A 23,468-nucleotide genomic window follows, 5' to 3' on the forward strand; every position below is an offset into this window, starting at 1 on the left:
AGAAATGAAATGAATGATCATGTGGGTTATCAAGCTGAGCTGGATGAAATCCGCAATAAATTGGGTTTTGATTTCATGGCGCTGGCATTGGTCGAAACAGCGGAGTTCGACTATGTCATCAAGTGGAAATACGCCTCCGGCAATTTGAATGATCGCTTCAAGCGCATTGTTCTGCGATCCGGAAGAGGTATAGCGGGGCTGGTGTTCAAAACCGGAAAGCCCTTGCTCCTTTCCTCTGTCCGGGATCAGATGGGACCGGATTCGCTCTTCAGATACCCCATCATCAAGTCTGAAAATCTGGCCAGCTTCGGAGCGGTCCCATTATGGAACGACGCCCGGGTTGCGGGCGTGCTGCTGGGCGGCTTCCGGGGCGAGGAGCAGGTGGACGAAGCCAGGCTGGAAGCGCTGAAGCAATGCGTGCAGCATGGAATCGGAGACTTGAACGGAAAGGAACTGTTGTTGAGTTGACGATCCAGGCGGGGAATACAGCGATTGAACAAATGATGACGCAACTGTATAAAAACAGCACAGAGGCTATTTTCTTTTTTGACCGGGAAGGAACGGCATTAGCCATGAACCCCGCAGCTTCGGAGATCGTAGACAGCGAGGTGATGAAGCGGCTTCTTCAAGGCGAGGCTCAAGCGTTGTGCGGCACGTGCAGAGGGTATACCAGCGATCAGGAGCTGCGAACCTGTCTGAACTGCTATTTTGTTGCGCCCGTCATTGAGGAGTTCAGTTCGTTCCAGGTTTATCTGGAGACAAAAGGAAAAGGTGTTGTTCCTTACGCCGCTACCATTCAGCTGATTGATCCTGCAAAAGGCATTCGTGCATTTATGCTGAGGGATTTAACGAAGCAATTCAAAACGCAGGAGAAGCTTTACCAGAACAAAATGGTCAAGCATGTAATGGAAGCACAGGAGAACGAGCGCAAGCGGCTTTCCCGGGAGCTGCATGACAGCGTGGCGCAGGAATTGCTAAGCGCAATGGTCGACCTTCGAGTGCTGAAATATATGACCAAGGAAGACGACATACTGAAAAAGGTCAAGCAGACCGAGGGCGTTATGACCCGGCTTTTGCAGGATATCCGTAATATGTCAGTGGAGCTGCGTCCTGCGGCGCTGGACGATTTGGGCCTGGAGGCAGCGTTCCGCTCCCACTTTAAGCGGGTGGAGCAGAATTACGGGGTTGCCATTGAATATCTGTCCAGCCTGTCTACAAAACGATATGGCAACGAGATTGAGACGGTTATATATCGCATCTGCCAGGAAGCGGTATTTAATGCGATAAAATATGCGCAGGTCGACAGCGTGAAGGTGGAGCTGGCGGAGCAAGGCAATCTGCTGCAGCTGATTGTGGAGGATGAAGGCGTCGGCTTCAGACCGGACGACGAGCCGGAGGGAACGGGCCTTGGCCTGTACGGCATGCAAGAACGCGCCGAACTGGTAGGCGGAACGTTCAACCTGATAACGGGAATGGGGCAAGGAACAAAAATCATTTTGCAGGTTCCGATTATGAGGCAACAAGGGAAGGAGTGAGCTGGCTATGCGAATCGTTATTGCGGATGATCATGCGATTGTAAGAAGCGGGTTTGCGATGATCCTTAATTTTCAGGAAGATATTGAGGTTATCGGCGGAGCGGCGGATGGACTTGAAGCGTATGCGATGGTTGCCAAGCATCGCCCCGACATATTGATCATGGACCTTAGCATGCCCCCCGGCGAAAGCGGGCTGATCGCTACCGGCAAGATCAAAGAGGATTATCCCGATACCAAAATTCTCATTCTGACCATGCATGATGATGAAGAATATTTGTTCCATGTGCTTAAAAACGGCGCCTCAGGCTATGTTCTGAAAAGCGCGCCCGACGAGGAACTGTTGTTGGCGATTCGGACCATTCATCAAGGCGGCATGTACATCCATCCCAAAATGGCCACTTCGCTTGTCCGGGAGTTTATTCGCAAGGAAAAGGATTCCTACACGGAGGACCCCTTTGAGCTGCTGTCCAAGCGTGAAATGGAAATTTTGCCGCTGATTGCAAAGGGCTACGGAAACAAGGAAATTGCTGAAAAGCTTTATGTCTCCGTAAAAACCGTAGAAGCTAACAAAGCCAAAATCATGGAAAAATTAAACCTTTCCAGCCGTCCCGAGCTGGTGGAATATGCGCTGCGGAAGAAACTGCTGGATTTCTAGGGCGTGGTGAACACTCCTCTGGAGTAGACATGCCGAATTCAGGAACGTCTTAAACAGGAATGGAGGTTGTCCTCTTGTCAGAGACCAATCAACTTAGATTTAACACGCCCGCCATGCGGATATTGGAAAACGAGCATCGTTATCTTACCTATCTGATGGAGCAATGGCATGCCATTGTCCGTTATCTGGATAGCGGAGTCAAGACGGCGGAAGAGGGGCGCGCGTTGATTTTTGAGCTGCGGGGCCAGCTTGAGGCGTTCAAGCCCATTTTGGCCAAGCATACCGAAAAGGAAGAGGCTTATTTTTTCCCGCTCCTTGGCTCTTATATCGGATTTGAGCAAGGCCCGCTGGTCGGCATTCAGGAAGAGCATAAAGAGATTGATGCTTATATCGACCATTTCATGCATCATACAGAAACTGGCGTGGAGCAGATGTCGCTGGGGCAGGTTCGCGCGGTTGCCCGCGACGCCGGCGAGGCTTTTGAAATCTTGACCGTTCATTTCGTCAAGGAAGAAACGGTGCTGTTTCCTATGGCGGAGCAGCAAATTGGTCCCGGCGCAAGAAAACGTCTGGATCAGCAGTTAAATACGCTTATTTCTTGAAAAGCCCTTTGACGCTCCCCTCAGCAACGTCCATAGCCACAGCAGCAATCATGGCGTTTTGAACAAATCTTGACTGTCATCCAGGCCGTTTCCCCCGGGGAGCGGTTTTTTTGCTGTTTACAGGGAGTCCCCCGCCAAGGAGAGGGAACTCCCTTATATATGAGCCGTACTCCAGCCAGCTACAATATGGACATAGAATGACTTCAGGCAAATAGCTGGAACAACATGGATGAAAGGTGAGTTCTATGATTAAGAAAATGCAATTGCCGCTTCAAACATTGAATTTGATTACGGGTTTTATGGTATGGGTCATTATCTCCTCGCTTCTGCCCTTTATTAGGGAGGATATCGCCATACCTGCGGAAAAGCTGGCGATGGTTACGGCATTGCCTGTTGTTCTGGGGTCGATCCTGCGCATACCGCTTGGTTATTATGCCAATGTTTTGGGAGCGCGGGTTATTTTTCTCGCCAGCTTTGTCTTGCTTCTGTTTCCTGTTTATTACATTAGCGAAGCAGGAACCTACGGCGATCTGATCATCGGCGGTTTGTTCCTCGGCATTGGCGGCGCTGTTTTTTCTGTAGGCGTAACGTCACTGCCCAAATATTACCCCAAAGAAAAACACGGCTTTGTCAACGGAATTTACGGTATCGGCAATCTGGGAACGGCGCTTTCCACGTTTATGGCCCCCATTGCGGCTACGCAACTGGGCTGGTCGCTTACCATCAAGCTTTATTTGGGACTGCTGATGATATTTATCGTGCTTAACTTCTTTTTCGGTGATCGCCATGAGACCAAGGTGAAAACGCCGATTATGGATCAAATCAAAGGCGTCATCAAAAATGAAAAGCTCTGGCTTTTTTCGTTGTTTTATTTTATTACGTTTGGTTCGTTTGTGGCGTTTACGATTTATCTTCCCAACTTCCTGGTGACTAATTTCGATCTGGAGAAGGTGGATGCCGGACTGCGTACAGCAGGCTTTATCGCATTAGCTACCTTTATGCGTCCTGTCGGGGGCTGGCTTGGAGACAAATTTCAGCCGCTGCTGCTGCTGATTGCCACTTTTGTCATTTATACAGGAGCTGCCGTGCTGCTTGCTTTCGTACCGTCGATGGGCCTGTATACCGTAGGCTGTCTCGCAATTGCGTTTAGCGCGGGACTGGGGAACGGCGTTATTTTCAAGCTGGTGCCGATGTATTTCAACAAGCAGGCGGGGATCGTCAACGGCATTGTATCCATGATGGGCGGTTTGGGAGGATTTTTCCCGCCGATCATGCTATCCTTGATTTATTCGCTTACCGGCCAATATTCGATCGGCTTTATGCTGCTGTCCGAGGTTGCGCTGGCAAGTCTGGTGCTTGTTATCTGGCTTTATTACCATGGCAAGCTGGCTTTAACCTCCGAGGTATTCAACTCCACGGGTCAAGGCATTCTGGTAACGGATATAGCGGGCAACATTAAATCCGTCAATCCTGCATTTACGAAGCTCACCGGCTTTACGGAGCAAGAGGTTTTAGGCAAAAAGCCAAACGTGTTGAAGTCGGGCAAGCAGGAAAAAGCATTTTACCAGGATTTATGGAGCAATCTGAAAGAAAAGGGCATGTGGCAGGGAGAAATTTGGAATAAGCGCAAAAATGGAGAGGACTATCTCCAATGGTTGAATATTAGCGCCATTAAAGATGAGACCGGGGAGCATCTTCGTTATGTAGGCACCTTCACGGACATTACGGAGGAACGCAAAGCTTAAGATAGATAAGGCCAGGTTGCTTAAGGAGCGGACAGAGATGATAGAGTTGAGAACCCCGATAACCGTGTCGGAGGCGGTGGAGAGAGTGATGGCGCATGCCAGGGAATTAGGGGCGGAAACCGTTCCGCTTGACGAAAGCTTCGGCAGAATCATGGCTCAGCCGCTCAAAGCTACTCATGATGTGCCTCCGTTTGACCGCTCGCCCTATGACGGCTTTGCAATCCGCTCCGAGGATTCAAGGGGAGCCTCCGGCGCTAGCCGCAAAGCATTTACGGTAATAGGCCATTATGGAGCAGGCGCCGTATTTGAAGGAGAGCTGGGGCCGATGCAGGCCGTTCGCATCATGACCGGGGCTGCGCTGCCAAGCAATGCCGATGCGGTTGTTATGTTTGAGCAGGCGAGCATTAACGGCAATTCCTTTATGATTCGAAAAGAGTTTGCGCCGCTTGAAAATCTTTCGCTCAAGGGCGAGGATATGGCGGAGGGCGAAATGCTTGCGGCTCCCGGCTCCTTTATTCAGCCAGGCATTGTAGCGCTGCTGGCTACCTTCGGCTATACTGATGTAAAAGTAGCGCGCCGTCCTGTTGTTGGCATTTTGTCAACCGGTACGGAGCTGCTGGATGTACATGAGCCGCTTAGCCCGGGGAAAATCCGCAATAGCAATGGGCCAATGATTGCGGCGCAGCTTGCCCGGATGGGGATTTCCTGCCGGATGTACAAAACGGCTGGCGATGAGCTGGAGAGCTGCCTGGACATGGTTCGCCAGGCAATGGAGGAATGTGATTGCCTCATTACAACTGGCGGGGTGTCGGTTGGCGATTTTGACTTTTTGCCCGCGATTTATGAGCGCCTTGGAGCCAAGGTGCTTTTTAATAAGGTTTCTATGCGTCCCGGCAGCGTAACGACAGTGTCCGTGCATTCCGGGAAATACCTTTTTGGGCTATCGGGAAATCCGTCCGCCTGCTATATCGGCTTTGAATTGTTTACACGCCCGGTGCTGCTGAAGATGATGGGGGCAACGAAGCCTTATCTTCCCCGAACAACAGCCCGGCTTGGTGAAACGCTTGCCAAGGCCAATCCGTTCACGCGCTTTATCCGCGCGGTCTACGACGGTTCAAGCGTGCGTTCGGCAGGCTTTAATAAATCAAATGCGGTTTCCTCCATTGCCCGCGGCAATGCGCTGATGGTCCTGCCGGGCGGGTCCCGTCATTTTGCAGAAGGCGATACGGTAGATGTGCTTCTGCTCGGGGTGGAGGAAGGTACGGACTGTTGGATCATATAAAAGTTGAATAAAAGGTTCGTGAGAGCACGTATTTTATGGAGAGGAGACGATCGGAATGGTTGCGCCTAAAGATCGGTTGCAAAGACCTATGCATGATTTGCGGATATCGGTAACGGATCGCTGCAACTTCCGTTGCTCCTACTGTATGCCCAAGGAGCTTTTTGGCGAGGACTACGCTTTTTTGCCGCCAAGCGAGCTGTTGTCCTTTGACGAAATCAAGCGGCTCACGGCGTTATTCGTTTCGCTTGGCGTTGAGAAAATTCGCCTGACCGGCGGCGAACCGCTGATGCGCCCCAACCTGCCGGAGCTGGTGAGGGATATTAAAGCTGTGCCTGGGGTAAAGGATATTGGGTTAACAACCAATGGCGTGCTGCTGGGCCGACTGGCTGAGCCGCTGTACGATGCAGGCTTACGCCGGCTGAACATTAGTCTTGACGCTCTAGATCCAGAGCTGTTTATGAGCATCAACAACAGAGGGGTCAAGCCGGAGCACATTTTGAAAAATATTGAACACGCCGCAGATGTCGGGTTTCAGGTCAAGGTAAATATGGTTGTGCAAAAGGGAGTTAACGAGGCCGAGATTTTGCCAATGGCAGCTTATTTCAAGGAGAAGGGCATTACGCTGCGGTTTATCGAGTTTATGGATGTAGGCAACGGAAACGGCTGGGGCTTTGAAAAGGTTGTTTCCAAACGCGACATCCTGCAGCTTCTTCAAGGAGCATACGAGATGGAGCCGGTGGATCAAAGCTATTTTGGCGAGGTTGCCCAGCGTTATCGTTACACGGATAACGGCGCGGAAATCGGCTTTATTACATCGGTGTCCGAATCCTTCTGCTCAACCTGCACGCGTGCCCGCTTGTCCTCCGACGGGAAGCTGTATACATGCCTCTTTGCATCTCGCGGCTTTGATCTGAGAGATATCATTCGCCGCGGCGCAAGCGATGAAGAGCTGATGGCCTTCATTGCGAATGTATGGGAGAACCGCAGCGACCGGTATTCGGAAGAACGGACAGAAGAGTCGGCGATTAGCAAGCCCAAAATCGGCATGTCGTATATCGGGGGATGAACCTTCGAGCGATCTCCCTATGGAACGAAGGCCTTATTCTTGCGGACAAAAATGACCTTTAGACGCTGTTTTTACAGGGATTTCAGTTTGTAATGGACGTTGGCGTCCGTAAGCCCCTTAAATCCCGCCCGTAAACGCCACTTTGGAGCGCTAAAGGACACGGGTGACCGTTGACCAAGGAAAATCCAGCCCTTTCAGGCTGTAACGGTCATGAATGACCAGCAAAAGCTGGATCACGTTAAAAATAGCACTTTGCTTTCAACCTCGTGTTACATATTAAACAGAATAACAAGAAACAGCATTAGCGTAAATCCGATTTCGAGCATTCCCGTCACTTTGGGCGTAACGCCCATTTTGGGGACGATGATCGCCCGCAGCAGCAGAGCTGCTAATACGGGAGCGGCTGCAAGCGGCAAAAACCACAAGCCGAATACAATAAAGCATAGATGGTAAGCAATAGATGCATAGTAGTATTTCGGATTTTTCTTTTCCCGAATAATCGTTTTTACGTACAAGGCCGTGCCGGTAAAATAGATCATCGAAACGGCGAATAGCACGACTGCCGTCCTCCAATCCTCCCCTTCGCCTATATAAAAAACAGGAAACACCATTAGGCTGAAGGTGACAATTGCGGCAATGTCATTCAGCAAGGCGCGTTCATTTTTTGTGCGCGCATAGTATAGATTGATGCAGAAAAGCGGAATAAGCGGAAGCGTAAACCAGATAAGCTGCGGAACAGCAATAAGCATATAGACCGCAAATGGCAGCAACAATGCAGCGTATAAAATAACCGGCTTGCGGTAGCGGTCTCCCCGGCGCGTCTTCGTCCATTGCAGAAGCGGAAAGCTGAACAAATAAAGGAGCAGCCAGGTCAGGAACAAAGGGATATGGGGCCATTTTCCCTGCGAAGCTGCCAGCCCGAACAGGAACGGAAGGACAAGCATGGCCCAGGCTCCGTGCTGGTTGGGGATATATCTTTTCATAACGGATAGCCTCCTACGCATAATCAAATGACATAAAACCATTATAAAATAGATCGTGGCGTGCAATCGTGATTTGGCCCACATATCACGGAATGTTCCTGCCTGATTTTTGCACAGGAGCCCCTTTTTCCAAAACCAGCATATCTTCGATATCCGAAATTCTTATCACCAGCCTTGTTATATCCGACAGACCCGGCGGATTGGCGGATTGGGCCAACACGCGTTGCGCATACTTAGCCAGCAGCGGCATGGATATGCCGATTTCACCCCGCTGCCCGTTGGCCTGCCGTACATAAACATGGTCAGGAACAATTAGCGACATAGCCTCATTATAACTATCCTCATCGCAGCTTTCGAAGGGAGCCTCCAGCTTCACCTCCAACGTTTTTGTCCAATCGAAACCTGTCGAATAGAGCAGCAGCAGGACGGGGCGCTGGATGCCTTCATAACCATCCCATTCCGAATAACAGGTCAGCTTCATAGGCGCAGCTCCTTTCTGTTTCGCACTTGCCGATTAAGCTTCGTCAAAAGCTCCATTGCAGCATGGGAGGGCTCTTGCGGCACAGGCGGGAACGTTGCGGTCAGGCGAGAGTGCAGAGATAAATCCTCGCGCTGCTGCCGAATGCGGCGCCTGACGCGCTCCAGCCGCTGTCTGACAAAGGATACCGGAAGGGCGAAGGCTTCAGCGATTTGTCCAGCCTCGCAGCGCTGCCGCTGAAAGTCCGGCAGCATGTAAAAGGGCATTGCGGCATACTGCTGGAACAAGCCTGCCTGATTCTCCTGCAGAGCGACAAAAGACGGAGGCAAGCTGCGCTGATTGCCCGTATGCATGGCAGGATGGCAGAGCTCATGGAAAAACGCCAGCCGTTGCTCTCTTTTCTCCAGATAGATATTCAGAAAAATCATGCAATCCCCATCCTCGTCATAAAGGACCTTGGTATCTCCCTCTGTATAGGCGATAAAAGTGTTGAATAAGGAAGCGACATGATCCAAATCCTCCATATCTTCGCATCGTCTGATGCCGTTTGCCTGATAAATTCTGCAAATCCACTGCTCCAGTTCAGTCGGCTTGTACAGCTCCATGTCCAATTCTTCCATTGCAACCTCCAGAATAGAATGTATGTTCGTATGTATGGCGAAAAATAAAACCCTTTCGGGCTTTAAAATAGGACAAGCTCTATTCAGCTCTGATCGTATAGCTCTCGTTCTCGTCTGCGCTTATCTTTGAAGGCTCGAAACATTTCCAATTCGCGCTTCAAATGTTCGGCTTCTTCTTCATCCATCTCTTCGGGAGGTCCGCCAAGGTACGCAATATAAATGCCCGCTTCCGGAGCAACGGCCTCTTTGGGCTGCTTGTCTGTCTCCGAGCCGGTTGCAAGGGAGCCTTGCGCATCGGCGGATGAAGCGGGAGAATCCGACAGGCCCAGCAAATAATCGGCATTGGTCTGAAGCGCATCAACCAGCGCAGCCAATGTTTCATGCGGCGGGGCGCTTCGGCCATGCTCGTAGTTGCTAATTGCAGCTTTGGTCAGGTTGACCTGCTGGGCAAGCTGTTCCTGAGTTAATCTAAGCTGCTTGCGGCGTTCTGTTAATCGGTCGGCTCTGAACAACGTAATCTCTCCCCGCGCATAAGTACATCTTTATTGTACTATATCCTGCTTATTTTGCAACAATAAATACATTATACTTGTACTTTGGATTGACATACAAGAATCTTGTACTTATACTGAGAATAGAAAGTACAAGAAACGTGTACAACATCTTCACAAAGTAAACAAGAACAATGGGGGCGATGACGTTGGTAAACGGAACAGGCAGCGCAACATTTCAATTTTTGGCTAAACCAAATATAAAGGAAAAAAAGACAGCCCAGCAAATGCTGCGCAAGTATAAGGAACTAAAGCTTGTGGTGGAGGATTTTCGCCGTCATGAGGAGTTATTAAAGCAAACGATCTATAACTCGGAGTCAACGCGCCGATTAGATGCGGACGAGCTATACGCCAATAAAACCGCCAATGCCGTTCAATTGGCCCAAAACCAGAAGCGTGCCGCCGAAAAATGCGATTTGCTGCGGAATGCATTGGAGAGAGCTGTAGATATGATCGGCGACGATGAATCCAAGCAGGCCATTACGCTTCGTTATTTGAAGGGGCACACCTATTCCGAAACGCTCTATTATATGAATCGCGGCGACAAAAGCTCAACTATCGACAGGCGCATCAATGACGGCTTGTTATCCGTAGCTCAAACCTTGAAAATGTGGGGCATGCTGGAGTGGGAGCTTGATGGCGGTACGGAGTGAGCGGGAAGCTATATGTGCTCACTATGTATTTACGGTAATAAGGCATTGAGAGTCACTATGATACGTCAGCACAAATTAAGATACGTCAAGACATATGGAGCACCGGGAGCCTCGCGAGGCAATTGCCCGGTGTTTTCCTTTTAACAGATGCATTCACAATGGGTTGCATATTTGCTGCTTTCAATCGAACAGGCGAGGGGAAATTGGGGGTAAGTTGGGGAGCACCTGGTGATCTTCCTGTGATAAGCTTTAGATGTCGAAATATAGAACACACGTTCTTATTTTGAGAGAAATACGCAAGGAGGGATGGGTGATTGCAATGACGGTTAACAGCTTTCGAGTTGGCATTATGGAGCGGTTGAAGGGCCATTTTGTCGGACTGTCCATTGTGGATGATCCTGTTGCCGGTGCCGGAATTTCGCCTGGAATGGTTTTTGAGCTTTTGAGCATGACTCAGGCGTCTATGCTGGGCGGCTATTGCAGCCGAACGCATGGATTCAGCATTCAGTATCAGGTGCCCGATGGCGATGAAAAAACATCCGCGCTGCATGATATGGCGGAAGAGTTGTACCAACTGCTTCAGGAAATCGAGGTGGATGGTTTCACGTACCGTTCCACCGGCTTGAAGCACGAAATCAAGGATGGCCGGCTCCGTTTCGGTTGGGAAATAACCATCCGAATCAAGCGGTCAGAACCAGCCGCTGCAACAATGGGGGCTTTGGCGCAAGGGGCGGGTCTGAAATGAAGAAATGGAAATGGACAATACCGCAACAAGATGGAAGACAAAAGGGCAGCAGTAAAGCTCATGGAATCAAGCATGGGGGCGAAGCCTCCGAAGTCGATCGCAGTGGCGGGACGGAGGAGGCACTCGCGGGAGCGCATGGGCAGCATGCGCCGCAGGAAAGAAGGTACTCCAAGCGTCAATTGCTTGCTTCCAGGCGATGGAGCTCGCGTGAAAAGAATCAACTGCAGGCTTTGCTGCAAGACAGTGAGCTTTACACAGTCGCAGAAGCAGAGCTGGCTGTACAAACTTTTAAAAACAGGAGAGTGGAATAGGATGACCGGAGGAACTTGGACCGCACAAAATAAAGTAAGACCAGGCGTTTATATCAATTTTAACAGCACGCCGCAGCCGCTTGGAGTAGCAGGGGAGAGAGGCGTAGTTACAATGCCGCTCGTTCTGTCCTGGGGACAGCCCAAGGAAATCGTAACGCTGGAGGCTGGCGAAAATACGTTGAACAAGCTGGGCTATGTCGTATCCGCAGCCGAGCTGCAACTGGTTAGAGAAAGCCTTAAACGCGCCAAAACGCTGCTGCTTTACCGGGTAAACACCGGCGTCAAAGCATCGGCCACAGTAGGCGAGCTGGTTGCAACGGCTCGTTACGGCGGCATTCGCGGAAATGACATTTCTATTATCGTGGAGGCTAATGCCGATGATGAAGCGTTGTTTGACGTCAAGACAGTGGTAGCGGGAGCCGTGCAGGATGTTCAAACGGTATCGGACATTGCCGGATTGAACGATAATGGCTGGGTTAGCTGGAATGCTTCCGGTGCGCTGGAGGAAACGGCTGGCGCTCCTTTGACCGGCGGCAGCAACGGTACGGCGACGGTACAGGATTATATGGATTACCTCAGCGCGGTTGAGACGCAGCAGTTTAACGCAATGGCGCTTCCTTCCGACGATACGGATCTGAAGGGCGTATTCGCTTCTTTTATCCGCACGCTGCGCGATGTGGAAGGCCGCAAGGCAACGCTGGTGCTGGCAGGTTATCCGCAAGGAGATTATGAAGGCATCATCAGCGTCAAAAACGGCGTTGTGCTGGATAACGGAACAAAGCTTGGCGCGGTTGAAGCCGTTGCCTGGACAGCGGGTGCGGCGGCAGGCGCGAGCACCAACGAATCGCTTACCTACGCCGCTTATGACGGCGCAGTGGACGCCAATCCGCGTTATACCAATACGCAGACGATTGCGGCTCTGCAAAACGGCGAGTTTGTTTTTACCCAGGATAAAGGCAGAGCGGTGGTGGAGCAGGATATCAACTCCTTTACGTCCTTTACGCCGGAGAAGGGACGCCATTTTGGCAAAAACCGCGTTGTTCGCGTGCTTGATGCCATTAACAATGATTTTGCTGAAGTGTTCAGCTCGTTCTACATTGGCAAGGTGGCCAATGATGCCGACGGCCGCAATTTGCTGCGCAACGAATGCGTCAATTATTTGACGGGGCTGCAAAATATCGGGGCGATCCAAAACTTCGATTCCGATACGGACATCGCGGTGCTGCCGATTCAGGGCCAAGGCGACGGCGTATTGGTGGAGCTGAGCGTTCAGCCTGTGGATGCTATTGAAAAAATCTATATTACAGTGGAGGTAAACTAATATGTCCTATATGAACGTGCAAGACACCATCAGCGGCAAGCAAGCCAAAGCAACGGTAACGATCAACGGCCAGCAGGAGGAGCTGTTTTACGCCAAAACGGGTGAAGCAACCATTGAAAAAACAAAAGCGGACGTCCCTATGCTGGGCCGCACAACCGTTGGCAAAAAGACAGTTGGCTGGACAGGCACCGGCACGCTGACCATCTATTACATGACCTCCAAGTTCCGGGAGCTGACAAAAGATTACGTCAAAACCGGCAAGGACTTCTACTTTGAGCTGACCATCGTGAACGAAGATCCGTCTTCCCGCGCGGGCAAGCAAACCGTGGTGCTTAAGCGCTGCAACCTGGACAGCATCCTGCTGGCAAAATTCGACGCCACGGCAGAGGATTCGCTGGAGGAGGAGCTTCCGTTTACTTTTGAAGACTTCGATATTCCGGATAAATTCTCCTCTCTGCAATAATGGCGGTAAGCTGCTCTGGGGGGCGGCGTGTTAGGGAACGGGGCAGCCTACTTGGAAGCCAATAGGCTTGCCCGCCGGAACAAACGATGAAGACGGAATGAACAAAACAACCCAAGGCGGAGGTATTAAGAAATGAGCACATTACAGCAATTTTTGAACAGCAACCCGGTTGACAACCTGACAGCGGAGGTGGCAATTTCCAATCGTTTTAAGGATGAGGATGGCAACGTGCTGAAATTCACCATCCGGGCGATGAGCGCCGACGATATGGCTGCTTATCAGAAGCGGGCGATGAAGATCAATCCAAAAAGCAAGGACCGCAAGGTGGAGATCGACGCCAGCGCTATTTCCAAAGCTATCGTGATCAATCATACGGTTGTGCCAAGCTTCAAGGATGCGGAAAGCATCCGTCAGCTCGGCTGCACGGATGCCGATGAATACCTGCAAAAGGTGCTGCTGGCTGGTGAAATCGAGGAGCTGTCCAAGGAAATCCAGCAGATTTCCGGCTACAACACAAACTTTGAGGAGCTTGTGGACGAAGCAAAAAACTAATCAGGGAGGGCGATAGCGACGCGAACTACGCGTACTACGCCCTCATGAAATTTCATATGACGCCGCGGGAATACATGAGCCAGACGCGAGAGGAAAAGGCGTTTATGATTGCCTGCATTCAGGAGCGGCTTGCCGCGGAGAAAAGGTCGGCTAAGCGCAAGTAGAAAGGGCAGGAAACGCCGTCAGCGGCACTAGCCGCCTGAGCAATGGGGCGGGATGGTGCAGTTGGTGCTGCATATCGCTCCTGCTCTCTTCATGCGTTATATAAAGGTGGTGAAAAATTGAATACAGCAAAAGCAATGGCGGTTCAACAGCGGCGAATGCTGGCATCGGCGTCTGGAATGACTGCAATCATGCAATCAGCGGCGGCGTCCGCCTCCGGCATGCTGCGCGCACTGGAGAGCTTTGACACCAAAGCGGCTGCTCGCGCGCAGCAGGGTATGGAATCGGTAGAAAAGGCGATGACAGAGCTGGTGGAGCCGATCAAGCAGGCGACCCGGCAGCTGCAAGCTATGAGCGCTGCTATTCCGACAATGGGAGGGAACCCGGCAGGCTCTATTACAATTGTTAATACTGTGCAGGCGGCCAATACCGTTATGGCGGCAAGCCAGGCGACGGCTGTTGCGAATAGTGAAAAGAAACCCTCCGATTCAAAAGACAATGCCACAAAATTGGGCGAGAAGATCGAGGAGTTTGGCAAAATTTTAGCCAAGCATCTTCCGACGTTTCAATCCAAGGATGGAGCCAAAAAAGATGGGGATAATTCGGCGCAGGAAAAGGCCGGAGATGCTGCTAATTTGAGCGTCACCGTGGAGAAGCTGCTAACCGCACAGGAGAGCCTGAATTCCCCCTTGCTTCAAATCGCAACGGAAAGCGGGATGATTAATGCCACCCTGGATACACTGGGGAAGCTATTGATCGCCGCTTTGGGGCAAATCTATCAGGAAGCGCAAAAAATAACGACCTCCCTCGATCAACTAGGCCAATTTTTCAAGAGTATGGCTAATCAAAGGGGAGCAGGCGCTAATGGCGGAGCGGGGGCTCGTCCCTCCCCGGTATCTTCCGCCACAACTAATTTAATGTCTGGTAATCAGCAAGCGCTCAAAGCCGGGAAACGTGCTGCACGGACTCAGGATATGGAGAAGCAGGCGGCAAAGGCGCTCCCTGCGGGCCCTTCCGTACCGGCATTGCCGGGGTCAGTTGAAACCGGCATCGTTCTGGCAGGCGAAACGGCCATGGTTGCGGGAGGCGCAGCTTTTGGCGGAGGAGCGGGGGGCGCCGCTGTAAATGCAGGAAGCCCTTCGACTGCGCTTGCCGTTGGAGCCGCCGAAACGGCGCTGGTTGTTGCAGGAGAAGCAGGAGCTGGCGGTGCAGGAGTAAGCGCTGAGGCTGTAGCACAGACTGAAGCCGCTTCCGCCAAGGCTGCTGAGGTAGAGGCCAAGCTGCCCAACCTCTCGGAGCAGATGGTGGAGCTATCGGGAATGTACAAAAGCTTTATTTCCGAGAATGAAGCGGTTTCCAATTTTATTAATGACAACTGGAGCTTTTTCGGTTCGGTATATGAAGGCGCAAGCGTGGCAATTCAAGCATATAACGCCCTGCAACTGATCAGTAAAACCTACACGTTCCTTAATTCATTGGCATTGTATGCTCAAGCAGTTGCGTCGGCATACGCAGAAAAAGGATGGCGTGGATTGAATGCGGCAATGAAAGGTAATATTATCATACTCATCGTTACCCTAATCGCCGGATTAGTTATGGCGCTTGTTACTTTGTACAAGGAAAACGATGCAGTTGCCATGGGATTCTTAAAAGCATGGCATTCTATTATCTTGTTTTTCTATAGAATTCCTATTTACTTCTGGTCATTTGCTGAGGCTGCGATAAAAGCCTTCCTGTTTCTATATGAAAAAGCAAGTTCCATTTTTGACTTTCTTTTTGATGGACTGGTTGAAGGGATTAAGTCTTTGTTTAAACTGTTTGGAAAAGAAATAGAACTTGATTTTAAATTAAATACTGGAAATTTATCTGAATTAGCACTCGCAGCTGTAAAAGCTGAAAAAGCAGCTGCAGAACAGACGCTTGAAAATAAAGACAAAGAATTGACCCAATATCGGGAGAACCTTATGACCGAACGTGCTGCAAAAAGAGCAGCCGATGAAATCGAACAGGAGCAGAAGGTCACAGGCCTGCCAACCGAATCCTCCGCCTCAAACAGCGTTCTTGCTGAGCAAAATGCCGTTGCTGTTTCCGGAGGCCGTCTTGACGAGGTAGGTAAAATCAATGATACCGTCGACATCAGCAGCGAAGATATCAAGATGATGCGCGAGCTGGCGGAGATGAAAAATATTCAAAACTTCGTAACGCTCCAGCCTTCCGTCAATGTTCAAACCGGAGATATCCGCAATGGCATGGATGTTGGCTCAATGGTGCAAGCGATCACCACGATGCTTCAGGACGAAATCTCGTCTTCTGCAGAGGGGGTTTACCGATGAGCTACCGCATAGAATTAAGCTTTAATAATTTTAAGGAAAAGCTGGTTATCCCGGTGCTGCCTGCTTCGTTTGAGGTGTCGGACGGGGTTAAGGGAAGCACCTTCGAGGTTATTGGCTTGGGCGAAATTAACGTCATTAAGGAGCGCAAGCTTTCGGAATACGGCTTCAGCAGCTTTTTTCCGGGGCAGCCGTATCCTTTTATTTTTGAAAAGCAGAAGGATCTGCAAGGGAATGAAATCGTTCCGCCAAATTGGGAGCCACCTATAGAACTGGTATTGAAGATTAGCCGCTGGATGCAGAGCAAACGACCGATTCGGCTAATTGTCGATTCAGGCAATGAGGGAAAAGCCGGAATCGTGTACAATACGCCGGCAAGCATCGAATCCTTTTCATGGAAAGAAACAGCGGGCGGCAATGGAGACATTGAATACACGATCAAACTGAAGCATTACGTCTTTCATGCCGCCAAAAAGGTGACCATCAAGGACAACAAAGCGTCTACCGCCAACGCACAGCGCCCGGACGAGAGGGAAAAGTCCAAAACCTATGTCATGGTGGCCGGGGATTCGCTGTGGAAGGTGGCTCAAACCCAGCTTGGCAGCGGCGCCCGCTGGGGCGAAATCCAGAAGCTTAACGGCATTTCCGACGCCGAGCTGAGAAGGCTGCCCATCGGAAAGGTGCTGAAGCTGCCATGATTACGATTTTGCTGGACAATAAAAACGGGAACGTCTGGGATTTATCGCAAATTGCCGGAGACGTCACCTGGAAAACAAGCCGGATCGGCAGGGCAGGCAGCCTGGAGTTTACGGTGGTGACCGAAGGACTGTACCAATCGCGTGCTTTTGCCATCAACAACGGCGATATTGTTCAGGTCAGATATGGCGACAAGCCAGTGTTCCATGGCTATATTTTCACCCTGGAGGGCGGCAGCGGCGAGACCGTTAAGGTCAAAGCTTATGATCAGATCCGGTATCTCATGGCTTCGGACACCTTTATTTTCAAAAACAAGCGGGCGTCTGAAATCATCGTGGAAGTGGCGAATAAATTCAAGCTGAAAACCGGGCATATCGAAACGACGCCGTATCTCATTCCGGAAATGGTGGAGGATGGAAAAAAGCTGCTGGATATTTGCAACAAGGCGCTAGACTTGACCTTGATTCACGGCGGGAAAAACTATGTGCTTTATGACGATTTTGGTGCCCTTGCGCTGCGGAATATCGAGGATATGGTTGCGGACAACTACCTGGGTGAAGGCAGCCTGCTGACGGATTACAGCACCAGCTTGTCCATCGACCAGGACACGTACAATCGGATTGTCCTTTATCAGGACAACAAAAAAACAGGCAATCGCGAGCTGTTCATTGAGCAGGATGCTGCAAACATAGCGAAGTGGGGCATGCTCCAGCTGTACCAATCGGTGGACGAAAAAAAGAACGAGGGGCAAATCGGCGAACTGCTGAGGATGCTTTCAACCCTTCATAACCGCGAGAGCAAAACGATGAAGCTTAACGCTTTAGGCGATTTGCAGGTGCGCGCGGGAAGCTATATCTATGTAGTCATCGAGCGGCTGGGCTTGAACCAGCCGTTTCTTGTTGACGAATGCAGTCATAAATTCAGCGGCGCTCTCCATACGATGGCGCTGGATGTGAAGGTGATCTAGGATGAGTATGCTGGAACTAATCAAAAAAGCAGGGATTGGCGCTGTCGAAGCGGGCAATCCCGTTCAGCTTCTCCAGGGAGAAGTGGTGTCCGCAAATCCGCTCAGCGTAAAAGTCGACCAGCGCTTTACGCTTCCGGCGGATTTTTTAATTGTGCCGGAATCGCTGACGGCGCTTGAAATAGATCTGAGCAGCGGTGAAGCTGTTGGGCCGGGCAGTATTTCGGAGCAAGCTTCCTCCGCAACTATCCTCATCCGCAGAGGGCTTGAGGCCGGGGATGCAGTCATTTTGCTGCGCATGCAGGGCGGTCAGCGTTATCTGCTGCTGGATCGGCTGGTGAAGCCATGATACCGCAAGGAGGTTCTTTAACGGAAACCATTGCTGCGGCGAGCCAGCCGTCAGCTACCTGGCGCATGGACTTGGAGCGTGGCGTCATATCGGGCAAAACGGACGGGCTGCATGCCATAAAGCAAGCTGTGTTCAAAATACTGCAAAGTCAGCGCTTCCGCCATGTCATCTACAGCGGAAATTACGGCAATGAGTTGGCGGAGCTGGTTGGCCGTCAGCCTTCTTTTGTGCAACTGGAGGCCCAGCGGATGCTGGAGGAAGCGCTGCTGCAGGATGATCGGATTATTGCTGTGGAGGGAGTGAAGGTCAGTCAGCGGGGAGACCAGGCTGTCGTCACGTTTACGGTCCATAGTGATTATGGAAGCTTTGAAGAGGAGGTGGTTGGCTTTGCATGAAGCGCAAACCTATGAGGCGATTTTGAATCGCATGCTGGACCGGATACCGGATACGATCGACAAGCGCGAGGGCAGCATCATTTATGATGCCTGTGCTCCGGCTGCGGCGGAGATGGCTCAGATGTATATGGATATGGAGCTTCAGTTGCGGCTGGGCTTTGGCACTACCAGCAGCGGTGAATATCTGGATTTGCGGGCGGCGGACTTTGGTTTGACTCGTCGTCCGGCTGATGCGGCCCAGCGGAAGGGCTCTTTTTACAGCAGCAATAATGAGCCCCTTGAGGTTCCGATTGGCAGCCGGTACAGCGGGGGCGGCTATAGCTATACGGTATCCGCCAAGCTCGGGAGCGGGCAATATGTGCTGGTTTGCGATGTGGCGGGAAGAGGCGGCAATGTATATTTTGGCGAGCTACTGCCTTTGGAATTTATACAGGGACTGGCTCGGGCAGAGCTTGGCGAGCTGCTTGTTCCCGGCGAAGACCGGGAAAGCGATGAATCGCTTAGAACGAGATACCTTCACCGGGTGCGCAACCCGTCCAGCGGCGGCAACGCCGCAGATTACCGCGACTGGGCAATGGGCGTATCCGGCGTTGGCGATGCCAAGGTCAAGCCGCTGTGGGATGGGCCGGGCACCGTTAAAGTTATTATTGTCGATAGCAACAAGGCGCCGGCCAGCGCCGTGCTGGTAGCCGAAACGGCGGAATATATCGAAACGGTGCGCCCGGTTGGAGCAGCGGTAACGGTCGTTTCCGCTACCGCTGCGCCGGTTGTTGCTGCGGCGCGTATCGTGCTGGGAGCAGGCTACACGCTGCAAGGCGTAACGGATGCATTTACGGCGGCGCTTGAAGCGCACTTCCGTTCAATTGCATTTTCCGCATCCTATGTCAGTATTGCCGCGATCGGCGTGCTGCTGCTTTCAGTAGCGGGAGTTCAAGACTACTCCGGCTTGACGCTAAATGGCGGGACGGGCAATGTGCCGTTGTCTGACCATGACATCCCGGCGCTGGCAAATGTGGAATTGGAGGTGTAGGTGATGCCTTATCCAGATGAAGTTGATGTTTTTAAGCCTAAGCTGAACAAAAGGACCGACGGTACCGCCTATACCGTACAGGAGGAGCTTTCCCTTGTAGCTGGCAAATTTGAAGGTTTGCTGGCACATGATAACATTGCGAACAGCTCGATCCGGGCTCACACCGGGCCCAAAATGACTGGCGAGGAGGTAACGGCCTTTACGGTGTCTGTGCCTGCGGAAACGCCATGGCGCAGATACATTCGTATTTTTGCGGACGCCGATGCTGTCTATATGACCTATCAGACGCCGGGAGATCAGGTGGATGCAGACGATATTAACGAGCTTCAGGCGGCTGCAACGGCAACGCAGGAGGAGCTCGACCGCTATAAAAGCCTGACGGATTCAAGGGTTATTGCAGTTGAGCAGGGCAAAGCGGACAAAACGGACGTCGATTCGAAGCTGGTTGCAAAAGCGGACAAAACGAGCGTTTATACCAAAAGCGAAACGGATCAGCGTATCCAAACCATTGTTGGAGCGGCTCCCGATGCCCTGGATACGTTGCAGGAAATTGCGGACGCGTTAAATAACGACCCGGACTTTGCTGGTACGATGACTATGCAGCTTGCAAGCAAGGTGGACAAGGTCGCAGGCAAGGGTTTATCGGCCAATGACTATACAACAGCCGAAAAAACCAAGCTCGCCGGCATAGCCTCCGGGGCCAATAACTACACTCACCCCGCGACCCATCCTCCGGCGATTATCGCTCAGGATGCAAGCAGCCGGTTTGTGAGCGATGTGGAAAAAGCGGCCTGGAATGCCAAGGCCGAGACGGCAGCAGCCACAATTGAGGCTGACGGCTTGATGTCGGCCGTAGATAAGACGAAGCTGGACGGTATTTCGGTTGGCGCAAATAACTACAGCCATCCGGCTACCCATCCGCCGTCTATCATTGCTCAGGACTCTGGCAACCGATTCGTGACGGACACGGAAAAGGCCGCTTGGAATGCCAAGGCAAGCACGACAGCAGCTACGGCTTCCGTTAATGGCTTGATGTCTGCGGCAGATAAGACGAAGCTGGATGGTATTTCGGCTGGCGCAAATAACTACAGCCACCCCGCTACTCATCCGCCGTCTATCATTGTTCAAGACTCTGGCAACCGATTTGTGACGGATACGGAAAAGGCCGCTTGGAATGCCAAGGCAAGCACGGTGGCAGCAACGTCCTCCGTTAATGGCTTGATGTCCGCCGCAGATAAGACGAAGCTGGATGGCATTTCGGCAGGAGCGCAGGTGAACAGGGGGCTGTCCACTCAAGCGCAAGCAGAAGCAGGCGAAGATCATACAACGGATATGACGCCGCTGCGAGTTAAGCAGGCAATCGACAAAAGATTGGCTAATGTTGGCGCTGGCGATATGCTCAAAAGCGTCTACGACAGCAATGACAACGGAAAGGTTGATATGGCTGAAGCTGCTGACAGTGTGCCATGGTCGGGCGTGAGCGGCAAACCGACTGGTTTTCCTCCGTCGACGCACAGTCATGATGCGTTAAACGTGAAGGCGGATAACTGGAAGCAGGGGGATGCTTTGCCTTCAACGTTTGATCGGGGGTTGACCGTTTTTTTTAGCAACAATCCGGCCAGCCGATTTAACAACGTGCAATATTGCACAATTATGACGGTAAAGGGCTATAGCAGCATGGCGGCTATTCAATATTTGTATCCCTACAATAATAATGCCCCGATCCATTATCGTCTTGCCCTGTATAATTCGGACAGCTGGCTGCCATGGCGGCAACTGGCAAATTCCGATGAAGTCATGCCAAAGGGTCCACTAACGTGGGGGCAATTGCGAGGTGATGCGTAGTGACCTACGGTGTCGCGCTTTATGGCGCCGGGATGTTTGGAAGTCAGGGAACTTCCACGGAAACGCCTGAAGCAAAACGTCCCGATCTGATGGCGTACCTTCCTGATTTTTGGCAGGGTATAAGAGATATGAAGGAGTTACAGAGCACACTCGCGGAGGAGCTGGGCATTTCAATAACCTTGGCTGCCGATCTGATCAATCAGTTTTTTGTTTCAACGTCAACCTGGGGGCTGGCGCATTGGGAGCAGGAGTTTGGCTTAACGACAGACCCGTCCATGTCTGACGAATGGCGTCGGGAGATGATCAGCGCCAAGCTGCGCGGTCATGGAACGGTAACCAAACAAATGCTGATTGATGTGGCTTCCGCCTTTAGCGGCGGTGAAGTGGATGTGTTGGAGTACCCTGGTGAGCATCGGTTTGTAATCCGGTTCATCGGGGTATTAGGCGTCCCGGCCAATATGGCAGGGTTTATGGCAATGCTGGAGCAAATTCGCCCGGCCCATCTCTCTTATTCCTTCCTGTATACCTTCACCACCTGGGACATGGTATCGGGATTGACATGGCAAAATGCCGCAACACGCACATGGGGCCAATTACGCACGTATGGAGGAGGATAAACAATGCAATTAACACCAAATTTGAAATTGAAAAAGCCGGAAGCGTCGGATGCTATAAATGTTGAGGATTTGAACGGCAATTCTGATGTTTTGGATGCTGAAGTGACCAAGCTTGTCAGCACAACGGATGCTGGCCGAATGTCTGCCGCAGATAAAGTAAAGCTTAATGGTATCGCGGCAGGGGCGCAGGTCAACCCGGGGGCTGCAACGACATCCGCAGCGGGATTAATGTCGGCTGCGGATAAAAGCAAGTTAGACGGCGTGGCGACGGGGGCGAATAACTATACGCATCCCTCATCGCATCCACCATCCATTATTACGCAGGACTCTAGCAACCGCTTTGTCACTGATGCGGAAAAAGCAGCATGGAATGCTAAGGCTGGTACAGCGGTAGCCACAGGGTCAGCTAATGGTCTGATGCCTGCGGCAGATAAGGCAGCATTGAATGCTGCAACCAATGCTGCAACTGCATCAACGCTGGTTAAGCGGGATTCTGCCGGGCGGATGAAGGCTGCGGCTCCTGCGGCTGCAGATGATGTTGCTATATTGAATAGTTTATTTGCACCACCATTTGCTCAAACGACAGGTACAGGCACAGCATATACGGTTACGTTTAGCCCTGCAATAACGGAATATAAACCTGGTTTGCGGCTAACAATTAGCTTTCATCTTGCAAATGGGACATCACCAACAATTAATGTTAACGGTTTAGGTGCAAAAGATATTATCCGCAGCAATATGACGTCCCCTCCCGCTGGGTTTATGCGTATTTGGTCAATTCACACCCTAGTCTATAATGGCACGGCTTTTCAATTAATGGGGGAGGGGGGTGAGTATGGAACAGCAGCAGCATCCGATGTGTGGGCCGGGAAGACAATCGGTACTGATAACGGACTTTTAACAGGAACGATGCCGATTAGAATTAACTGGAATGAAGCGACAGCGATTGACTCTACAGCGGCCCCTCACAGGCTGTTTCTGATGCCGCCTAAGGGTTACTATGATGGGGTTGAAGGTAATTCATGGGTTTATAGAGATGACCCCAACTTTATAGCAGCCAATATCCGCAGCGGCGTCAATGTTTTCGGGCTTGCTGGGACGCTGGTCGAAGAAGAAGTTTTCAGCGCGGGGAATACCATTATCCTCTCCGATCCGTTTACCAGGAGTGGTTATGGTCCAACGCCCAGGCTCGCACGCAGCTACAAAATTAATCGTAACGGCATCTACAGAATCACATTTAGCATGTCATCGCATGGCAATGTAGCCTACGGCCAGATATACAAAAACGACGTTCCTTACGGGATTATGCACGGAAGAGCAAACTCCGACTTAGGCGACTACACGCAGGATTTATATTTTGCCAAAGGCGACGAGTGTGCTTTATACCTATGGACAAGTGACTACTCAGCAGCAGCAGGATCGGGGGGCGTAAGGTTTCAGACATCTAATAATCCGAATCCAACACTATGGAATACAGGGTCATAATTTACGGAGGGCCATATTCTAAGGGCCACTTAA

26 protein-coding genes are annotated in these 23,468 nt (G+C 51.3%); 22 read left to right on the forward strand and 4 right to left on the reverse strand.

All coding sequences use genetic code 11. The features are described 5' to 3' along the window. Nucleotides 1–9: 9 nt before the first annotated feature. From A7K91_RS25125 to moaA, 7 genes are all read left to right on the forward strand, one after another. Entirely contained in the window at nt 10–468 is a 459-nt protein-coding gene (locus A7K91_RS25125; RefSeq protein WP_068687229.1) for a GAF domain-containing protein, read from the forward strand. Next, complete coding sequence (locus tag A7K91_RS25130; protein WP_068687230.1) at nt 465–1,535, forward strand: sensor histidine kinase; 1,071 nt, start codon at nt 465–467, stop codon at nt 1,533–1,535. Before A7K91_RS25125 ends, A7K91_RS25130 begins: the two co-directional genes overlap by 4 nt. 7 nt (nt 1,536–1,542) lie before the next feature. Beyond that, nucleotides 1,543–2,190 carry a response regulator transcription factor gene (locus A7K91_RS25135; protein ID WP_068687231.1) on the forward strand — a complete coding sequence of 216 codons (648 nt, stop codon included), beginning with the start codon at nt 1,543–1,545 and terminating at the stop codon, nt 2,188–2,190. Between the two features lie 74 nt (nt 2,191–2,264). Continuing rightward, complete coding sequence (locus A7K91_RS25140; RefSeq protein WP_068687232.1) at nt 2,265–2,792, forward strand: hemerythrin domain-containing protein; 528 nt, start codon at nt 2,265–2,267, stop codon at nt 2,790–2,792. Nucleotides 2,793–3,037: 245 nt separating this feature from the next. Further along, nucleotides 3,038–4,537 (forward strand): nitrate/nitrite transporter, encoded by a 1,500-nt coding sequence (locus A7K91_RS25145; protein ID WP_068687233.1) that lies wholly within the window; start codon nt 3,038–3,040, stop codon nt 4,535–4,537. Between the two features lie 37 nt (nt 4,538–4,574). Then, nucleotides 4,575–5,819, forward strand: coding sequence for a molybdopterin molybdotransferase MoeA (locus A7K91_RS25150; protein ID WP_068687234.1), 1,245 nt, complete (start codon nt 4,575–4,577; stop codon nt 5,817–5,819). A gap of 55 nt (nt 5,820–5,874) precedes the next feature. Beyond that, nucleotides 5,875–6,885, forward strand: a complete 1,011-nt coding sequence (moaA, locus tag A7K91_RS25155; RefSeq protein ID WP_068687235.1) for a GTP 3',8-cyclase MoaA — start codon at nt 5,875–5,877, stop codon at nt 6,883–6,885. 269 nt (nt 6,886–7,154) lie between these two features. On the opposite strand, the gene A7K91_RS25160 is transcribed toward moaA, so the two are convergent. The 4 genes from A7K91_RS25160 to A7K91_RS25175 form a co-directional block, all read right to left on the reverse strand. Beyond that, entirely contained in the window at nt 7,155–7,868 is a 714-nt protein-coding gene (locus tag A7K91_RS25160) for a YwiC-like family protein (RefSeq protein WP_082967738.1), read from the reverse strand. A gap of 85 nt (nt 7,869–7,953) precedes the next feature. Beyond that, nucleotides 7,954–8,349 carry a hypothetical protein gene (locus A7K91_RS25165; protein WP_068687236.1) on the reverse strand — a complete coding sequence of 132 codons (396 nt, stop codon included), beginning with the start codon at nt 8,347–8,349 and terminating at the stop codon, nt 7,954–7,956. Next, complete coding sequence (locus A7K91_RS25170) at nt 8,346–8,966, reverse strand: ImmA/IrrE family metallo-endopeptidase (RefSeq protein WP_068687237.1); 621 nt, start codon at nt 8,964–8,966, stop codon at nt 8,346–8,348. The genes A7K91_RS25165 and A7K91_RS25170 overlap by 4 nt, the downstream gene beginning before the upstream one ends. A gap of 83 nt (nt 8,967–9,049) precedes the next feature. Beyond that, nucleotides 9,050–9,478, reverse strand: coding sequence for a helix-turn-helix domain-containing protein (locus tag A7K91_RS25175; RefSeq protein WP_068687238.1), 429 nt, complete (start codon nt 9,476–9,478; stop codon nt 9,050–9,052). A 188-nt stretch (nt 9,479–9,666) separates the two neighbouring features. Between A7K91_RS25175 and A7K91_RS25180 the strand changes: the two genes are divergently transcribed. The 15 genes from A7K91_RS25180 (at nt 9,667) to A7K91_RS25250 (ending at nt 23,435) form a co-directional block, all read left to right on the forward strand. Beyond that, nucleotides 9,667–10,170 (forward strand): hypothetical protein, encoded by a 504-nt coding sequence (locus A7K91_RS25180; protein WP_082967740.1) that lies wholly within the window; start codon nt 9,667–9,669, stop codon nt 10,168–10,170. A gap of 319 nt (nt 10,171–10,489) precedes the next feature. Next, complete coding sequence (locus A7K91_RS25185) at nt 10,490–10,915, forward strand: phage tail terminator family protein (RefSeq protein WP_342671760.1); 426 nt, start codon at nt 10,490–10,492, stop codon at nt 10,913–10,915. Further along, nucleotides 10,912–11,226: a hypothetical protein gene (locus tag A7K91_RS25190; RefSeq protein WP_068687241.1), complete on the forward strand. Its 315-nt coding sequence runs from the start codon at nt 10,912–10,914 to the stop codon at nt 11,224–11,226. Before A7K91_RS25185 ends, A7K91_RS25190 begins: the two co-directional genes overlap by 4 nt. A 1-nt stretch (nt 11,227) precedes the next feature. Continuing rightward, entirely contained in the window at nt 11,228–12,547 is a 1,320-nt protein-coding gene (locus A7K91_RS25195; protein WP_068687242.1) for a phage tail sheath family protein, read from the forward strand. Between the two features lies 1 nt (nt 12,548). Beyond that, a complete protein-coding gene (locus A7K91_RS25200; protein ID WP_068687243.1) occupies nt 12,549–13,010 on the forward strand; it encodes a phage tail tube protein in 462 nt (153 codons plus the stop codon). A gap of 132 nt (nt 13,011–13,142) precedes the next feature. Continuing rightward, the gene (locus A7K91_RS25205) at nt 13,143–13,562 is read left to right on the forward strand and encodes a phage tail assembly chaperone (protein ID WP_068687244.1); all 420 of its coding nucleotides are present in this window, start codon (nt 13,143–13,145) and stop codon (nt 13,560–13,562) included. A gap of 281 nt (nt 13,563–13,843) precedes the next feature. Beyond that, on the forward strand, nt 13,844–16,057 hold the full coding sequence (locus A7K91_RS26910; RefSeq protein WP_068687245.1) for a hypothetical protein: 2,214 nt from the start codon (nt 13,844–13,846) through the stop codon (nt 16,055–16,057). Beyond that, complete coding sequence (locus tag A7K91_RS25215; RefSeq protein ID WP_068687246.1) at nt 16,054–16,752, forward strand: LysM peptidoglycan-binding domain-containing protein; 699 nt, start codon at nt 16,054–16,056, stop codon at nt 16,750–16,752. The genes A7K91_RS26910 and A7K91_RS25215 overlap by 4 nt, the downstream gene beginning before the upstream one ends. Then, the gene (locus A7K91_RS25220; protein WP_068687247.1) at nt 16,749–17,717 is read left to right on the forward strand and encodes an XkdQ/YqbQ family protein; all 969 of its coding nucleotides are present in this window, start codon (nt 16,749–16,751) and stop codon (nt 17,715–17,717) included. Before A7K91_RS25215 ends, A7K91_RS25220 begins: the two co-directional genes overlap by 4 nt. A gap of 1 nt (nt 17,718) precedes the next feature. Beyond that, nucleotides 17,719–18,063, forward strand: a complete 345-nt coding sequence (locus tag A7K91_RS25225) for a DUF2577 domain-containing protein (RefSeq protein ID WP_068687248.1) — start codon at nt 17,719–17,721, stop codon at nt 18,061–18,063. Continuing rightward, the gene (locus A7K91_RS25230; protein ID WP_068687249.1) at nt 18,060–18,458 is read left to right on the forward strand and encodes a DUF2634 domain-containing protein; all 399 of its coding nucleotides are present in this window, start codon (nt 18,060–18,062) and stop codon (nt 18,456–18,458) included. The genes A7K91_RS25225 and A7K91_RS25230 overlap by 4 nt, the downstream gene beginning before the upstream one ends. Further along, entirely contained in the window at nt 18,451–19,488 is a 1,038-nt protein-coding gene (locus tag A7K91_RS25235) for a baseplate J/gp47 family protein (RefSeq protein ID WP_068687250.1), read from the forward strand. The genes A7K91_RS25230 and A7K91_RS25235 overlap by 8 nt, the downstream gene beginning before the upstream one ends. 3 nt (nt 19,489–19,491) lie before the next feature. Then, nucleotides 19,492–21,333 carry a hypothetical protein gene (locus tag A7K91_RS26915; protein ID WP_068687251.1) on the forward strand — a complete coding sequence of 614 codons (1,842 nt, stop codon included), beginning with the start codon at nt 19,492–19,494 and terminating at the stop codon, nt 21,331–21,333. Between the two features lie 89 nt (nt 21,334–21,422). Beyond that, on the forward strand, nt 21,423–21,950 hold the full coding sequence (locus A7K91_RS25245) for a putative phage tail protein (RefSeq protein WP_281198667.1): 528 nt from the start codon (nt 21,423–21,425) through the stop codon (nt 21,948–21,950). 3 nt (nt 21,951–21,953) lie between these two features. Next, complete coding sequence (locus A7K91_RS25250; RefSeq protein WP_068687253.1) at nt 21,954–23,435, forward strand: hypothetical protein; 1,482 nt, start codon at nt 21,954–21,956, stop codon at nt 23,433–23,435. Nucleotides 23,436–23,468: the final 33 nt, after the last annotated feature.

This window comes from Paenibacillus oryzae (genome assembly GCF_001675045.1).
Taxonomy (GTDB): Bacteria; Bacillota; Bacilli; order Paenibacillales; family Paenibacillaceae; genus Pristimantibacillus; species Pristimantibacillus oryzae.

Bases quoted from the DNA above. Each gene is read 5' to 3' on its own strand.
- A7K91_RS25160 (WP_082967738.1), bottom strand. From the start codon at position 7,868: ATGAAAAGATATATCCCCAACCAGCACGGAGCCTGGGCCATGCTTGTC.
- A7K91_RS25215 (WP_068687246.1), top strand. From the start codon at position 16,054: ATGAGCTACCGCATAGAATTAAGCTTTAATAATTTTAAGGAAAAGCTG.
- A7K91_RS25230 (WP_068687249.1), top strand. From the start codon at position 18,060: ATGATACCGCAAGGAGGTTCTTTAACGGAAACCATTGCTGCGGCGAGC.
- A7K91_RS25190 (WP_068687241.1), top strand. From the start codon at position 10,912: ATGAAGAAATGGAAATGGACAATACCGCAACAAGATGGAAGACAAAAG.
- A7K91_RS25170 (WP_068687237.1), bottom strand. From the start codon at position 8,966: ATGGAAGAATTGGACATGGAGCTGTACAAGCCGACTGAACTGGAGCAG.
- moaA (WP_068687235.1), top strand. From the start codon at position 5,875: ATGGTTGCGCCTAAAGATCGGTTGCAAAGACCTATGCATGATTTGCGG.
- A7K91_RS25185 (WP_342671760.1), top strand. From the start codon at position 10,490: ATGACGGTTAACAGCTTTCGAGTTGGCATTATGGAGCGGTTGAAGGGC.
- A7K91_RS25125 (WP_068687229.1), top strand. From the start codon at position 10: ATGAATGATCATGTGGGTTATCAAGCTGAGCTGGATGAAATCCGCAAT.
- A7K91_RS25145 (WP_068687233.1), top strand. From the start codon at position 3,038: ATGATTAAGAAAATGCAATTGCCGCTTCAAACATTGAATTTGATTACG.
- A7K91_RS25220 (WP_068687247.1), top strand. From the start codon at position 16,749: ATGATTACGATTTTGCTGGACAATAAAAACGGGAACGTCTGGGATTTA.
- A7K91_RS25195 (WP_068687242.1), top strand. From the start codon at position 11,228: ATGACCGGAGGAACTTGGACCGCACAAAATAAAGTAAGACCAGGCGTT.
- A7K91_RS26915 (WP_068687251.1), top strand. From the start codon at position 19,492: ATGCCTTATCCAGATGAAGTTGATGTTTTTAAGCCTAAGCTGAACAAA.
- A7K91_RS25245 (WP_281198667.1), top strand. From the start codon at position 21,423: ATGGCGTACCTTCCTGATTTTTGGCAGGGTATAAGAGATATGAAGGAG.
- A7K91_RS25200 (WP_068687243.1), top strand. From the start codon at position 12,549: ATGTCCTATATGAACGTGCAAGACACCATCAGCGGCAAGCAAGCCAAA.
- A7K91_RS25250 (WP_068687253.1), top strand. From the start codon at position 21,954: ATGCAATTAACACCAAATTTGAAATTGAAAAAGCCGGAAGCGTCGGAT.
- A7K91_RS25135 (WP_068687231.1), top strand. From the start codon at position 1,543: ATGCGAATCGTTATTGCGGATGATCATGCGATTGTAAGAAGCGGGTTT.
- A7K91_RS25225 (WP_068687248.1), top strand. From the start codon at position 17,719: ATGAGTATGCTGGAACTAATCAAAAAAGCAGGGATTGGCGCTGTCGAA.
- A7K91_RS25165 (WP_068687236.1), bottom strand. From the start codon at position 8,349: ATGAAGCTGACCTGTTATTCGGAATGGGATGGTTATGAAGGCATCCAG.
- A7K91_RS25205 (WP_068687244.1), top strand. From the start codon at position 13,143: ATGAGCACATTACAGCAATTTTTGAACAGCAACCCGGTTGACAACCTG.
- A7K91_RS25150 (WP_068687234.1), top strand. From the start codon at position 4,575: ATGATAGAGTTGAGAACCCCGATAACCGTGTCGGAGGCGGTGGAGAGA.